Below are 14491 nucleotides of genomic sequence, written 5' to 3'. Positions count from 1 at the left end.
ATACGAGGACGGATCATTTCGTCCCGAAAATCTTGTCTCCGGCGTCACCCAGGCCCGGCAGGATGTACCCGTTTTCATTGAGGCGCTCGTCAACAGCCGCAACATAGATGTCCACATCCGGGTGCGCTTCGCTGATCCGCTTCAACCCTTCGGGTGCCGCAACCAGGAAGAGGCCGCGGATGCTGGTGCAGCCCGCATTTTTCAGGCAGCGGATGGTGGCATCGAGGGTGCCGCCCGTTGCGAGCATGGGGTCAAGGATAATGGCCATGCGTTTGCCGATGTTCTTGGCCAGCTTGACGTAATATTCCACGGGCTGGAGGGTCTCCTCGTTGCGGTAGAAGCCGACGACGCTGACCTTGGCGCCGGGAACCAGATCAAGCACACCGTCCTGCATGCCGAGGCCGGCCCGCAGGATCGGAACGACAGTGATCTTCTTGCCCTTGATGACGTCCACATCGACGGGTCCGGCCCATCCCTGCACGGTCTTCTTTTCCGTCTCCAGATCCTTGGTGGCCTCGTAGGTCAGTAGTCTGGCGACTTCGGAAGCGAGTTCCCTGAAATTCTTGGTGCTGATGTCATGCTTGCGCATGAGTCCGAGCTTGTGCTTGATGAGTGGATGGTCCGCCACGAATACTGCCATGTGAGTCTCTCCTTGCCATGGTCGAAAAGATTGCTGCGCTGGGCCGCCTTAAAAAATGTGCCCCAACCTATTCCTCCCCTCCGCCCCGGTCAAGACGCCGTTTGAAGGCATCAACTCAACAGTCTGATACGCCAATCGACGTCTCCTTTTGCTCGATGGGGCGAAATTTGCGACTATTTTGCCTTGCTGTCCCATATCAGGGCTCGTCTTTGGGGCCGCCAGGACCGCGCAGGTGCAACGCCGAACGGGCGATGAGATAGGCGCTGACCGGGGCCGTGGCGAAAAGAAACAGGGTGATGAGCAGTTCGTGCAGGCTCAGGGCATGCTCTTGTCCGCTGAAGTGCAGCACCGAAGCGATGAGGATGCCGCCGACACCCAGGGTCGTGGCCTTGGTCGGTCCGTGCAGGCGGGTGAACAGGTCGGGCAGGCGGGCCAAGCCGATGGACCCGATGAGCGCGAAGGCGCCGCCTATCAGTAGAAAGAGGGATATGAGCATTTCACTGAGCATGGGGCTCTCCTATTCGATGATATCTCCGCGCAACAGGTACTTGCACAGGGCCACGGTTCCGATGAAGCTCATCATGGCGATGAGCAGGGCTGCCTCGAAGAATTCGGTCAGATTCTGATGGATGCCCAGCAGGATCAGAAGGGCGATGGTGTTGATGGCCATGGTGTCCAGGGCCAGGATGCGGTCCGGAAGGGTCGGCCCGGCGAAAAGTCTCCAGAAATTGAGTGCCAGAGCGACGGCGATGCAGAAAAAGGCCACCATGATGGCTGTGGTCAACATGGGAAAATCTCCTTGAGGGGCGCTTCGTAGCGCTGTTTGATGCGCTCCACGAGCAGGGCCTCGTCGTCCAGGTCCAGGGCGTGAATGAGCAGGCTTTGCCGATCTTCCGCCACTTGCGCCGAAACGGTACCGGGGGTGAGGGAGATGGTGTGGGCCAGAAGAGTGATGGCGAAATCGTTTTTGAGGTCCAGGGGCAGGCGGATGAACGCCGGGCGCAGGAGTCTTGTCGGTCCGAGGATGAGCCGGGCCACGGTCAGGTTGGCGACGACGATGTCCCAGAAGAAGACGGCCAGATAGACGATCAGGGTCAGCGGTCTGCGCATGCACGGCTGATCCGGCCAGAACCTTATCGTGAAGAGGGGTATGGTCACGGCGAAGAGCGCCCCGAGCACAATCTGTCCGGGGGCCGCTGAATTTACGAGCAGAAGCCAGATCAGCAGCAGGAAAAGGCTGAACATGGGTTGCGGCAGCCATCGTTTCATGGGGCTTCCCCTTTGAGAACGGCCTTGATGTAGTTGTCCGGAGCAAGGAGCTGCCTGGCCGTGGCGTCGGTGTAGGCGATGACGGGTCCGGCCATGACGGACAGGATCACGGCGGCCAGGATCAGCGCAGTGGCCGGTGCAAGCCGCAGCCATGACTCCGTGGGAGCCGCGAGAGGAGCATCCTGGTTTTTCCAGAAGAGCATGCTCCCGCATCGGCCAAGAGCGATGATGCCAAGGAGGCTGCCGCCCAGGACAAATGGCCAGACCCAGGCGACAAGTGATGCCGGCGCGGCTTGCAGAAGCAGAAGTTTGCCTATGAATCCTGACAGCGGAGGCAGTCCGGCGACGCCCATGGCTCCAAGGAGAAAAAGCCCTCCCAGCAGGGTCGGGCGGGCCATGGGCGGGCCTGGCTCAAGCGCGTCTGCCGTCTGTCCGCGCTGGCGCGCCAGGTGGTCGGCCAGCAAAAAAAGCCCGGCGGAGACCAGGGTCGAGTGCGGCAGGTAGTAGAGGCTCGCGCTTATGGCGGCCTCGTTCCAAAGACCGATACCCGCCAGCAGCGTGCCGACGGAGACGATGACCAGCCAAGCCAGGAGCAGCCGCAGGCGTCTGCTGCCGAGGGCGCACAGCGATCCTGCGCCCAGGGTCGCAAGCGCCAGAGGAAAGAGCAAATCTGCCGCTTCGGGAACGGGGCCGCGATTCGTGAAGATGAGCGTCTGGGTGCGCAGGATGGCATAGACGCCAACCTTGGTCATGATGGCAAAAAGGGCGGCCACGGTGGGCAGCACTGCGGCGTAGAGACCTGGCAGCCACAGAAAAAGGGGCAGAACGGCTGCTTTAAGTCCGAACACGGTCAAGAGTAGCAGGGCCGCCGCGCGGAGCAGCGGGGCCTGGCCAGGAGTGCTGCCGGCCACCTTGAGCGCCAGATCGGCCATGTTGAGGGTGCCGCAGACGCCATAAAGAGTGCCAAGGGCGATGAGGAAAAGGCTTGAGCCGATGAGGTTCAGGACCACGTAGCGCAGGGCGCTTCGCGTGCGTTCGGGGCCCAGGCCGTGCAGCGCCAGAGAATAGGACGCGATGAGCAGGATTTCGAAGAATACGAAAAGATTGAAGATGTCGCCGGTCAGGAATGCACCGTTTATGCCCAAGATCTGCAGGGGGAAGATGACGTGAAAATCACGTCCGCGCTGGTCGTCGCCGCAACAGGCATGGAGCAGGACCGGCAAAGTCAGCAATGCGGTCAGCATGAGCATGAGGGCGCTCAGCCTGTCCAGCACCAGGACGATGCCAAAGGGCGCCGGCCAGTTGCCGAGTTCGTACGTGTCGATGTGTCCGGCTTGGGCCCTGTGCAGTAATAGCAGGGTCACCGCGAGCAGGGCGCATGCCGTCAGGATGGAAACGAGGCGCTGCGCACCGACGCCTTTGCGGACCAGCAGCAGGTTTGTCATCCCGGCGACCAGCGGCAGGAGCAGGGGGAATATCATCAGATGGTTCATGATTTTTCGTCCTTGCCGTCGACCTGGTCGGTGCCAAGTTCCCCGAGGGAGCGCAGGGCCAGGATGACCACGAAGGCGGTCATGCCGAAACCGATGACGATGGCGGTCAGGACCAGCGCCTGGGGCAGTGGGTCGGCCGTGGCTCCGGAGCTAGTGGCCAGGGGCGGCGCTCCGGTCATCAGGCGGCCGCTGAAGAAGAGGAAAATGTTGGCCGCGTAAGACAGGAGCGAGAGCCCAAGGACCACGGAGAAGGTCCGGGCGCGCAGCGTCAGGTATGTCCCGCAGCCGACGAGAACGGCGATGACCAGGGCGGCGAGGGCTTCCATCAGCGTATCCTCCCGGGGCGCACTTTGCGCCGCGTCAGTTTGCCCAGATTGGCCAGGATGAGCATGATCACCCCGACGACGGTCAGGAATACGCCAAGGTCGAAAAGCATGGCGCTGGCCAGTTCAAATTCTCCAACGACGGGCAGGCGGACATGGCCGAAGGTGGAGGTCAGGAAAGGATGGTTCGCCAGCAGGCTGGCCGTCCCGGTGGCGGTCGCCACGAGCACCCCGGCGGCGATGAGCGAATGGAAGGGCAGCCGCCACTGCCGCTGGGTCCAGGCGGTGCCGTTAGCCATGTATTGCAGAATGAGCGCCACTGCAGTGACCAAGCCTGCGATGAACCCTCCTCCGGGCGCATTGTGTCCGCGCAGGAACAGGAACATCGAGACCAGAAGGGCCAGGGGCAGCAGAAAGCGCGTCATCTGCGACAGGATCAGCGGGTGACGTTCGCTGGCCCAGGGGCGGCCATCCAGGTCGTTCGTCGGGACCGGCAGGCGCAGGTTGTCGAGCAGGGCGAAGATGCCGACGGCGGCCACGGCCAGGACCGTGACCTCTCCCAAGGTGTCGAAGCCGCGAAAATCCACCAGGATGACGTTGACGACATTGGCCCCGCCACCGCCGGGGATGCTCTGCTCCATGAAAAAGGAGGAGATGGAGTCAAGGGGGCGAGTCAGCATGCCCCAGGCCAGCAGGCCGCATCCGGTCCCTGTGCCGACGGCCAGAAGAACATCCCTGAAGCGTCTGCAAGGCAGGGATTGCGGCTTGTGGCGCTGGGGCATGAAAAAGAGAGCGAGCAGCAGAAGCATTATGGTCACCACTTCGACGCTGAGCTGGGTCAGGGCTAGATCCGGCGCGGAAAAACGCACGAAGACCAAGGCTACGAGCAGACCGACCACGCTCAGCGCAATGATCGCGGACAGGCGCTGTCCATGCCAGAGCACGGTCAGCAGACCGGCGGCCATGAGCAGCAGCGCGCCCATGAGAGACGGGCCGTCGATGGGGGTGACGGGGATCGGGCCGGTGATGCCGGGGTCCGCGAGCGCCAGAATCATGGCCATGGCCGAAGCCCCCAGGAGCAGGGCCGTCGAGCGTTGCAGGGAACCGTTGTCCATGCCTTGCAGGAGGGCGCGCGCGGTACGGATCAGGGCGTCTTCCGCGGTATGGAAGAGCGCGGCTGCATCGAGGGAGAATTGCAGGCGCTCGTGCAGGGCAAAGAGCTTGTGCCTCATCCCGTAGACGGCGAATCCGCCTCCAAGGGCAACCAGGCTCATAAAGAGCGGCGTGTTGAAGCCGTGCCAGATGGACAGATTGTAGTTCGGCAAGGCTTCGCCGGTCACGCTGGTGGCGGCCAGGTTCAGGAGCGGCCCCACAGTCAGGCCCGGCAAGATGCCTACCAGCAGGCACAGCCCGGCCAGGATCTCCACCGGCATCTTCATGAAGCGCGGCGGTTCGTGGGGCGGGTATTTGGGCAGGTTCAGCGGCTGGCCGTTAAAGAAGACATCGTGGATGAAACGGGCCGAATAGGCCACGGCAAAAATTCCGGCCATGGTCGCGGCCGCCGGGAGAACCCACCACGCGGAGCCGAGCAGGTCGACGTGCAGGGTTTCGGCGAAAAACATCTCCTTGGACAGAAAGCCGTTCAAAAGCGGCACTCCGGCCATGGCCGCCGATGCGATCATGGCCAGGGCCGCGGTGTGTGGCATGTACCTCCACAGCCCGTTCAGGCGGCGCATGTCCCGGGTTCCGGTTTCGTGGTCGATGATTCCTGCGGCCATGAACAGCGAGGCCTTGAAGGTGGCGTGGTTGATGATGTGAAAGACTCCGGCCACGGCAGCCAGAGGCGTGTCCAGCCCGAAGAGGAGTACGATGAGGCCAAGGTGGCTGATGGTCGAGTAGGCCAGCAGGCCCTTCAGATCATGCTGGAAGATGGCGGCATAGGCACCCATGAGCAGCGTGGTCAGTCCGAAGCCGCTCACGGTGAAAAACCACAGATCCGTGCCTGACAGGATCGGGTAAAGCCTGGCCAGCAGGAAGACGCCCGCTTTGACCATGGTGGCCGAGTGCAGGTAGGCACTTATGGGCGTGGGCGCGGCCATGGCGCGTGGCAGCCAGAAATGGAAGGGAAACTGCGCCGATTTGGTGAAAGCGCCGATCAGGATGAGCAGCAGTGCCGGGACGTAGAGCGAATGGGCGCGGATAAGGTCGCCCTGCGGCAGAATGTCGGAGATGCGGTATGTTCCGGCCATCTGTCCCAGCAGCAGGAATCCGGCCAGCAGGGCCAGGCCTCCCATGCCGGTGACGACAAGGGCCATGCGCGCTCCCTGCCGGGCATCCGCGCGGTGCTGCCAGTAGCCGATGAGCAGGAAGGAGGACAGGGAGGTAAGTTCCCAGAAGACGAGCAGCAGGATCAGGTTGTCGGACAGCGCCACGCCGAGCATGGAACTCATGAAAACGAGCAGCAGCCCATAAAGGCGGCCCATGGGGTCTTTTTCCGAAAGGTAGTAGCGGGCATAGATGATGACCAGCAGTCCGATGCCCGGCACCAGGAGTGCAAACAGGGCGGCCAGGCCGTCCATGCGCAGGGACAGGTCGAGTCCGATACCGTGCAGCCAGGGCTGATGCATGGAAACGGGACCGCCTTCAAAAATCCGGATGAGCAGGGCTGAGGCCAACACGAAGGTGCATGCAGTCACGGCCATGGCCGCCCAGGTACAGACGTTGCGCCCGAAGCGGATGGTCAGGGGTGGGAGCATGGCTCCCAGAAGTGGGAGCAGGACGATAATGAGAACGTTCATGTCGTGCTCGCAGTGGCTAGCCGGAAGGGCCGGGGCCGACGTCGCTGCGGACCGTCGTGCGTTTTGGCGTCCGAATATGTCGTGTTGGTGTCGCACCCCGCCCAGGGATGGGCCGCATTGTCCCGAAGGGACGCTGGTTGGCGGAAAATATCCATTTTTGGGCGGTGGTGGCGAAACTCAACCATGTTTGAGCTTAGATGTTCAAAACGGATTGCGTCAACCGGATAGGTCTTAATAAACATGTCAGCTTGCGTCATTGTTTTTTCCAAATGGGGCGCAGGACGCTCTGAAATGTTTTTTTGTCTCGGATGGGATAAAAAACTGTTCAATCACGAAATAATTTCGTATTGAATCATGCACAAAATCTTATTTGTGCGGCTGCACTGCGGAAAATTTTTCAAGGAAGAATTGCCAAAGTTTGTCGATATTCATGCCGGAATGGCTGGAGATGAGCAGCGGTGGTTTTTCAGTCCCCAGAAGCCGTTGCCATGCGGCCTGATTAGCGCTTCGAACAGGTTGCTTGCATTTGTCGGCCTTGGTCATCACGGGGAATACATCCATCCCTTGAGCCCTGATGTAGGTGATCAGTTCTATGTCGAGGGCCTGGGGCGGAAGGCGTGAGTCAAGCAGGGCGACCACTCCAAAGAGGCGTGGGTTGTTTTTCAAGTATCTGTTGATGAGAGTGGCCCATTTTTCACGTTCCGTCTTGGAGCAACGGGCATATCCGTACCCCGGAAGATCAACGAGATAGAATTCTTCCGGACTGACCCTGTAAAAGTTCAGGCTGCGGGTTTTGCCGGGAGTGGAACTGATTTTCGCAAGATTTTTTCTGCCGGTGAGTTTGTTCAGCAGGGACGATTTTCCGACATTGGATCGTCCGGCGAGAGCCAGTTGAGGAAGCGGCATTTCTCCCAGTTGGTCGATGGTGTAGATTGTCTTTTCCAAAATTACGGTGCTGGGCATGAAACTACCATTTCCTGGGGCTAGGGTTCTTGACGAAATGCGTTTTGATCAGGCAGTGATAGAAAGAATTGTCTTGGTTATCAATAATTAATTGGAGGCATACTATGCGTGCGTTGCTCGTGCTCTTGAGCGCCGTCTTTATCTTTGGGGGGTGTTCCAAGGAAGTGAAGTTGGTTTCGGCCAACACTGCCCAGGAGCCCATCCGGGTTGAGGAACAAGCCACTGTCGAATTGCGTCTGAGTGAAATGGATCTGGCCAAATACGTGGATGCCGACACAGGGGTATGGACCGAAGCCAGGAACGCAGGTCTGATCAAGGTCTTCAACAAGATCCTGAACAAGAACATCGTCATCGTCCCCGTGGCCGGGATGACCCCGCTGGGACGGATGGATGGCGCGTTCACCCAGAGCGGTCTGCTCAATACCCAGGGCGATCCGGAGACCGGGGACCTGGTCCAGAATTTCATGGTCTCGACCAGTTTTGTCGGCGACTTGGGGCTTGGGGGGCAGATCATCTCGCTGGAAGAGGATCGCTTTATCGCAGGCATGCATGACGTTCTCTATGCCATGCTCTATCAGGCGGTGCCGGAATCCCTGCCGTCTTTCGTGGCCATCGCCGAGCCCGTAAAAGAGCTTGGGACCAGTTTTTTCCGCGTCATCGGCATGGCCGAAATCAAGCAGCTCATGCAGGACACCGTTGCGTTGCCCAAGGAGCAGGGCGGTGCGACTGGCGTGCTGTGCAACCTGGAGATCATCGTCAGTGACCGTGAGGTCGAGGCCGGAGATCGCATTTTTCTCATGAACGTCGACGTCGCAGCCCTGGATCCAGGCGCCGTCATCGCCCAGGACGAGCCCGACACGGTTGTGGTTCTGCCGCCGCATTCCGATACGGTCAGCGAGCCTTCGGAGCAGAAATAGTCCATGGAATTCGTGGTCATAAACGGTCCCAACCTTGGCTTTCTGGGGCAGCGGCAGCCGGAAATATATGGATCCGAAGGCATGGATGCGCTTCCAGGGCTGGTTGAAAGACTGCTCGGAGAAGACGCCGCCCGCATTCGCCTGACGCTGTTCCAGTCCAATTCCGAGGGCGCTCTCATCGACCGTCTGGAAGAGGCCTGGAAGATCAAAAGCGACGGCATCGTCCTCAACGCCGGAGCCTTCACCCACACCAGCCTTGCCTTGGCCGATTGCCTGGCCTGGACCGGACTCCCTTGCGTCGAGGTCCATCTGAGCAACGTGCATGCCCGCCAGTCCGCCATGCGGCACACCAGCCTCATCGCACGGCACTGCATAGGGGCTATTGCCGGTTTCGGCATTATGAGCTATGCGCTCGCAGTCCAGGCGCTTTGGCAGCGTCTGGCCGTCCAGCCCTGAGGCTGTCGCCGGCAGGGACAAATCTATGGAGGAAGCAAGGCAAGCATGTTAGCTACGAGTGATTTCAAGAAAGGCAAGAAGATAGAGATTGACGGCGCACCGTGCGAGATTCTGGAGTGCAGTCATTACAAGCCGGGCAAGGGCGGTGCGTTCATGCGCACCAAGTACCGCAACCTGCTCACCGGATCGGTGGTCGAGCAGAATTTCCGTTCCGGGATCAAGTTTCCCAAGCCGGACCTGGAAGTCCGGGAAATGCAGTACCTCTACAATGAAGGCGAAAGCTATGCCTTCATGGATATGACAACCTTTGAGCAGATTTCCGTCCCTCACGACCTCATCGGCGAAAAGGGCGGTTACCTCAAGGAGGCACAGGCCTACAAGGTCATGCTGTACCAAGGTCGTCCCCTGGATCTGGAAATGTCCGGCTCCGTTGTCCTGGAAGTGACCATGACCGATCCCGGCATGAAGGGCGACACGGTAACCGGCGCCTCCAAACCCGCGACCCTGGAGACCGGGATCGTGGTCAACGTCCCGCTTTTCGTCGAGATCGGAACCAAGATCAAGGTCAATACGGAAACGGGCGAATATCTCGGCCGCGAATAGATTGGTTGATCGACAGCATCCAAAAGGCCATGGAGAGCGCTCTGTGGCCTTTTGTTTTTGCAACTGTCCCAGCATGGAAAAAAACGCATGACTAAAGACGGCAACAAGCTCGTACGGGAAATTTGTGCGCTGGTCTTCGCCTGTTCACTGGCACTTGTGACCCTGGCTCTCTATTCCTTTTCTCCCGCCGACCCCGGATTCAATCACCAGGCCGTGGCCGGCCACAAGACGCAGAACCTTGTCGGCACGCTCGGCGCGTACGTGGCCGGCGGGCTGGTCGATCTGTGCGGCGTGGCGGCGTGGCTGTGGCCCGTTATTTTTGCCCTGGCCGCGGCGATGCTTTTTTTTCCCGGTTTTCGGCCACACTGGCTGCGCTGGATCGGCGGCATCATGCTGGCGATCCTGCTGCCGGTCTGGACGCATTTCGCGGTCCTGCACCTGGGTTTGCCCGGATCAGGCATGGTCAACGGAGGTTTTGTCGGTCGAACCCTGTATGCCTTGCTCCAGCGAGTGTTCGGCAATTATGGCTTCGTGCTCGTTGCCGTCTGCCTGACCCTCATCGCAGGGCGGTTGCTTTTCGGCATGTCGTACCATGCCCTGATGGAAAAATGCGCGGCCTGGGTGGCTCCGGTGCGCCGCCTGCTGCAAAAATTTCGGGACTGGCGTGAAGCGCGCTTCACGACTGCCCACCCCCCCGCGTCCCCTCAGACTCAAAGGCCGCCCGCCAAACCGCGCAAGCCCGCAGAGGAAGCCCGCAGGGAAGAACCCCGGATCATCACCAAGCCCCCGGCCCGACCTGTGACGCCCGCGGCTCCCGTCAAGCCGCCAACTTCCGGCAGCAGCCTGCCGCCCATCGATCTCTTGGCCCAGGTGCCTGCCTCGCGCATTGCGATCCCCAAAGCCGTTCTGGACCGGCAGTCCCAGGCCCTGACCTCCTGCTTCGCCGATTTCGGCATCCAGGGCGAGGTGCAGGGCGTGCAGCCCGGTCCGGTCATCACCATGTTCGAGTTCAAGCCTGCGCCGGGAGTCAAGGTCAGCCGCATCGCCAACATGAGCGACGACCTGGCCCTGGCCCTGAAAGCCCGGGCCGTGCGAATCGTGGCCCCGCTGCCCGGGCGCGACACTGTTGGCATCGAAATTCCCAATGAACAACGCCAGATCGTCTATTTGCGCGAAATCCTCGATGATCCGGCCTTTGCCGACACCAAGGCCCAGCTCCCCCTGGCCCTGGGCATGGACATCCAGGGCGTCCCCAAGATCGCCGATCTGGCCAAGATGCCGCACATGCTGGTGGCCGGCGCCACGGGTGCTGGCAAGTCCGTGTGCCTCAACTGTCTGCTCCTGAGCATCGTCTACAAGCATGATCCCGAGCACGTGAAACTGCTGCTGGTCGATCCCAAGCGTATCGAGCTGGCCGTCTACGGAACTCTCCCGCACCTAGTCCACCCCGTGGTCACGGACATGCATCTGGCCAAGAACGCCCTGGAATGGGCGGTCTACGAAATGGAGCAGCGTTACGAGGCCATGGCCAGAACCGGCGTGCGGCACATCACCACCTACAACCAGAAGCTCGCCGAGATGGGTGACGACCGACCCGAGGACATGCGTGACCTCAAACCCTTCCCCTATCTCGTCATCGTGGTCGACGAACTGGCCGACATGATGATGACGGCGGCCAAGGAGGTGGAAGGCAGCATCGTGCGCCTGGCTCAGCTGGCGCGGGCCTCGGGCATTCATCTCATCCTGGCCACCCAGCGGCCTTCCGTGGACGTGGTGACCGGCATAATCAAGGCCAACTTTCCCTCGCGTATCGCCTTTCAGGTCAGCTCCAAACACGACTCGCGCACTATCCTCGACGGCATCGGCGCTGAATACCTCCTCGGCCATGGCGACATGCTCTTCAAGCTCAGCGGGGGCAACATACAGCGCGTGCACGGCGCTTTCGTGGGCGACGACGAAATCGCGCGCGTGGTCAAGTATTGGGAGAAACAGCGTCCCCAGCGTTTCGAGCTGGATTTTGCCGACTGGAACACTGCCGGCGAGAGCGGCGGCGAGGGCAACGGCGGATCAAGCGACGTTCTCGACGATCCCAAGTATGCCGAGGCCATCGATTTCGTTTCCGATCAGGGCCGCGCCTCCATCTCCATGATTCAGCGGCGACTGCGCATCGGCTTTAACCGCGCGGCCCGATTCATCGAGCAGATGGAAATGGACGGCATCATCGGCCCCCAGGACGGCAGCAAGCCCCGGTTGGTGCGTGGTAAGAAGGATTAGGGGGAAGAGAGAAGATGCCTCCGGCGGGCAGGGGACGCGTCCCCTGCAACCCATTCATGGGTGTAAGGGAAAATCGATACCGTTAGCGCCCTTATTCCCGTTTGAAAATAGTCAGCCACGGATTCTTGACGGCCATCCCGCATCGGCTCAAGCGTGTCGGTCCGGCTCGGGCAAGGACTGTCGGCTGTCTGACTGCGCCAGGCATCGTTTGCTTCCCGGCCGTCTCACGCACAGGGCAAGAAAGACTGGAACTCTCAAGGCTGGGAAGCATTACGAGGCCGGCGAAGGAGTTCCGGCAGGCCTTGCCCGAGCCGGACTGACACGCGTCTCTCAAATGCGGCACAAAGGTATTGTGCCCGTCAGGCTACGTCCAAGAAGGTGAAGCGCGGCTGTGTTTTCCCGTTCCGCTCGACGTGCTCCGTAAACATCGACAGCGGACGGACCCACAGGCCCGTTTCGTTGTAAAGAGGGCGGTACACCACCATGTCTTCAAGGCCTTCGCTGTGCCGGGCCACGCCAAGCACCTCGTATTCCCCGCCCTTGAAATGCCGGTAACGACCGGGCGGCAGCGGTATTTCCTTTTTTTCTTCTAAAACGGACATTGTTTTTTTCTCTTGTGTCGGGGTTGAAAAGTTCATGCAGACATTCATTGAAAACACTTACTGTCATCACGGACGGGCTAATTCAAGGCTTGTCTTGGGTCTAGGTGCATGATTAGAAGATGTCTTGAATTTCAGGATGATGCTGGGCAATAACGGGCGTTATCGCGGGCCATGGGTGTTGAAAACCGGCCTGCGGGTTTGCGGCATGGAAAATTATTCCCCCCTCTGCGTTGGAGGTTTGATGGAGCTTGATGTGGAAGTCATGGTTGGCCGACTGGGAGAATCCCTGCTTCTTCAGGGCGCCCATATGGCCACGGCCGAGTCCTGCACCGGAGGCCTGCTCGCAAGCACCCTGACGGATGTGGCGGGAAGCTCGCGGTGGTTCGAGGGCGGGGTCGTGGCCTACGACAACTGCGTCAAGATGCGTCTGCTTGGCGTGCCGGAAGAGATATTGATCCGCCATGGCGCAGTCAGTCAGGCCTGTGTTGAGAGCATGGTCAAGGGCGTTTGCGAACTGATGAAGGTTCCCGTGGCCCTGGCTATCTCGGGCATCGCGGGGCCGGGCGGGGGGACGCCGGAGAAACCGGTGGGATTGGTCTGGATGGCGTGGCGGATCAATCAGCGGATCTGGAGCCGTGAATTCAGGTTTCAGGGTTCGCGCCGGGAGATCAAACAGGCCAGCGTGCGCGAGGCTGTTCTAGGGCTGCTCTGATCATAAAAAACGGCGCTTCAGGTGAAGCGCCGAAAAAAACGGGAGAAATGGCTCCGGAACCGGGCGTCAGTTCAGATAGTCGCCGCGGTTGAACTTGAACTCTTCCGTGGTGGTCAGGATATCCAGCTCTTCGACCATGGCCGCGAGCCCCTGACCGGAGGTTTGGGTCATATCGCCCTTGACCTCCTGGATGTTTTGGCGAATGTCCGCGAGCAGATTGTAGCCTTCTCGCAGATTGCCGTTTTCCGAGCCGATGATTTGGGAATAATCTTCCCACTTGGAAAGCAGTGCATTCATCTTGTCCATGACCGTCTGCTCTGTTGGTTTTTGCAGCATGGCGGCCTGCAAGGCCTGATCAAGTCGAACCATGGGACCGGTCGCAGGCGCGGCATTGCTGGTCTGGGCGGTGGATTCCGATTCCAGTTCCTGGGCCAGGGCCTTTGCGAATCCTTCGCCTGGAGTGTTCCGGGCCGTGTTTTTTTGCTGGAGCTGCAGGGCAGCCAATTGATCCGGGGTGATTTTCATGGCCATCTCCTTCCTTTTTTCATCAGACCAAGCAAAGTCCCTGCCAAGACGGGCTTTGATTTCAACATATGAAAATTCATGATTTTTATTTGCAAGGGCCGGAAAGGTTTGCCGGGCGCCATTGTTCGCGCCCGATCCATGCATGTACCAGTCTCGCCGGACCCCGGTCAATGCGCTGCGGAGGGTGGGACGCATGAGTTGGGAACATGAAGCTGAAGTGGCTGAACTTGTACGCGGCGGACTGATCATCTACCCGACGGAGACGTTTTACGCACTGGGTTGCCTGGCCACCATACATCCGGCCGTGGAGAGGATTTTTTCGGTCAAGGGACGGCCTTTGGACAAGCCGCTGCCGCTCATTGTCTCCGACTGGGAGATGTCGGAGCGTTTTTTGCGTCTGACAGGCATCGAGGAAGAGCTGGCCCGGAAATTTTGGCCGGGGCCGCTTTCCATCGTGACCGATGTCGACCCGCAAGTGAGTCCGCTGGCACGGGATCGCACCGGCCGCTCGGCCGTGCGCATGTCTCCGCACGTCATCGCCGCACGGCTCTCCCGGGAGGCAGGTGCGCCGCTGGTGTCTTCCAGCGCCAATCGCAGCGGGCTGCCGCCCGTGTGCAGGCCCGACGAACTCGACTCCGAACTTGTCCTGGAATCGGGGGCGCTGGTCATTGCGTCGAATCCGTGGCCAGGCGGGGGCTTGCCCTCCACCCTTGTGGACATAGTGGGAGCAAACTCCGTGCGCATCCTGCGTGCGGGAGCGATATCGGCCGAAGAGATAACCGCCGCAGGTTTCGAGGTGCTCTCCTAGTACAAATTTTTTTTCAGCTGTTGGGCTGTACCGGGCTTTGAAGAAATCAGGGTTGAAAAAATTGAATTTTTTGAGCGGATTTGGGAGATGTGGCATTGAAATAAAGAT

16 protein-coding genes are annotated in these 14491 nt (G+C 60.2%); 6 read left to right on the top strand and 10 right to left on the bottom strand.

Annotated features, from left to right (window positions below; translation table 11 throughout):
- Positions 1–13: 13 nt before the first annotated feature.
- The 8 genes from CVU60_06340 to CVU60_06305 form a co-directional block, all read right to left on the bottom strand.
- Entirely contained in the window at positions 14–640 is a 627-nt protein-coding gene (locus CVU60_06340; GenBank protein PKN42312.1) for a uracil phosphoribosyltransferase, read from the bottom strand.
- A gap of 196 nt (positions 641–836) precedes the next feature.
- Positions 837–1148, bottom strand: coding sequence for a Na+/H+ antiporter subunit G (locus CVU60_06335; GenBank protein PKN42311.1), 312 nt, complete (start codon positions 1146–1148; stop codon positions 837–839).
- 9 nt (positions 1149–1157) lie between these two features.
- Entirely contained in the window at positions 1158–1427 is a 270-nt protein-coding gene (locus CVU60_06330) for a K+/H+ antiporter subunit F (protein ID PKN42310.1), read from the bottom strand.
- Positions 1421–1909 (bottom strand): Na+/H+ antiporter subunit E, encoded by a 489-nt coding sequence (locus tag CVU60_06325; protein ID PKN42309.1) that lies wholly within the window; start codon positions 1907–1909, stop codon positions 1421–1423. Before CVU60_06325 ends, CVU60_06330 begins: the two co-directional genes overlap by 7 nt.
- Positions 1906–3402: a monovalent cation/H+ antiporter subunit D gene (locus CVU60_06320; protein PKN42308.1), complete on the bottom strand. Its 1497-nt coding sequence runs from the start codon at positions 3400–3402 to the stop codon at positions 1906–1908. The genes CVU60_06325 and CVU60_06320 overlap by 4 nt, the downstream gene beginning before the upstream one ends.
- Positions 3399–3728: a Na+/H+ antiporter subunit C gene (locus tag CVU60_06315; protein PKN42307.1), complete on the bottom strand. Its 330-nt coding sequence runs from the start codon at positions 3726–3728 to the stop codon at positions 3399–3401. The genes CVU60_06320 and CVU60_06315 overlap by 4 nt, the downstream gene beginning before the upstream one ends.
- Positions 3728–6523: a monovalent cation/H+ antiporter subunit A gene (locus tag CVU60_06310; GenBank protein PKN42306.1), complete on the bottom strand. Its 2796-nt coding sequence runs from the start codon at positions 6521–6523 to the stop codon at positions 3728–3730. Before CVU60_06310 ends, CVU60_06315 begins: the two co-directional genes overlap by 1 nt.
- 366 nt (positions 6524–6889) lie before the next feature.
- Positions 6890–7486: a YihA family ribosome biogenesis GTP-binding protein gene (locus CVU60_06305; protein ID PKN42305.1), complete on the bottom strand. Its 597-nt coding sequence runs from the start codon at positions 7484–7486 to the stop codon at positions 6890–6892.
- Between the two features lie 104 nt (positions 7487–7590).
- Here CVU60_06305 and CVU60_06300 point away from each other — a divergent pair, with 104 nt between their 5' ends.
- The 4 genes from CVU60_06300 (at position 7591) to CVU60_06285 (ending at position 11736) form a co-directional block, all read left to right on the top strand.
- Complete coding sequence (locus CVU60_06300) at positions 7591–8403, top strand: hypothetical protein (GenBank protein PKN42304.1); 813 nt, start codon at positions 7591–7593, stop codon at positions 8401–8403.
- Positions 8404–8406: 3 nt separating this feature from the next.
- On the top strand, positions 8407–8859 hold the full coding sequence (locus CVU60_06295; GenBank protein PKN42303.1) for a 3-dehydroquinate dehydratase: 453 nt from the start codon (positions 8407–8409) through the stop codon (positions 8857–8859).
- A 45-nt stretch (positions 8860–8904) separates the two neighbouring features.
- Positions 8905–9462, top strand: coding sequence for an elongation factor P (gene efp, locus CVU60_06290; GenBank protein PKN42302.1), 558 nt, complete (start codon positions 8905–8907; stop codon positions 9460–9462).
- 87 nt (positions 9463–9549) lie between these two features.
- Positions 9550–11736 carry a DNA translocase FtsK gene (locus CVU60_06285; GenBank protein PKN42422.1) on the top strand — a complete coding sequence of 729 codons (2187 nt, stop codon included), beginning with the start codon at positions 9550–9552 and terminating at the stop codon, positions 11734–11736.
- A gap of 359 nt (positions 11737–12095) precedes the next feature.
- On the opposite strand, the gene CVU60_06280 is transcribed toward CVU60_06285, so the two are convergent.
- Positions 12096–12338 (bottom strand): DUF1653 domain-containing protein, encoded by a 243-nt coding sequence (locus CVU60_06280; protein ID PKN42301.1) that lies wholly within the window; start codon positions 12336–12338, stop codon positions 12096–12098.
- 241 nt (positions 12339–12579) lie between these two features.
- Between CVU60_06280 and CVU60_06275 the strand changes: the two genes are divergently transcribed.
- Entirely contained in the window at positions 12580–13050 is a 471-nt protein-coding gene (locus tag CVU60_06275; protein PKN42421.1) for a damage-inducible protein CinA, read from the top strand.
- A 66-nt stretch (positions 13051–13116) separates the two neighbouring features.
- On the opposite strand, the gene CVU60_06270 is transcribed toward CVU60_06275, so the two are convergent.
- On the bottom strand, positions 13117–13719 hold the full coding sequence (locus CVU60_06270) for a hypothetical protein (GenBank protein PKN42300.1): 603 nt from the start codon (positions 13717–13719) through the stop codon (positions 13117–13119).
- On the opposite strand from CVU60_06270, the gene CVU60_06265 reads away from it, so the two are divergent.
- Positions 13718–14383 (top strand): threonylcarbamoyl-AMP synthase, encoded by a 666-nt coding sequence (locus CVU60_06265; protein PKN42299.1) that lies wholly within the window; start codon positions 13718–13720, stop codon positions 14381–14383. The two genes, CVU60_06270 and CVU60_06265, sit on opposite strands and share 2 nt — an antisense overlap.
- The last annotated feature ends 108 nt before the right edge of the window (positions 14384–14491 follow it).

Source organism: Deltaproteobacteria bacterium HGW-Deltaproteobacteria-18 (assembly GCA_002841885.1).
Classification (GTDB): domain Bacteria; phylum Desulfobacterota; class Desulfovibrionia; order Desulfovibrionales; family Desulfomicrobiaceae; genus Desulfomicrobium.
Note: the sequence above shows the minus strand (reverse complement) of the source record. Positions and strands in the feature narration are given on the sequence as shown.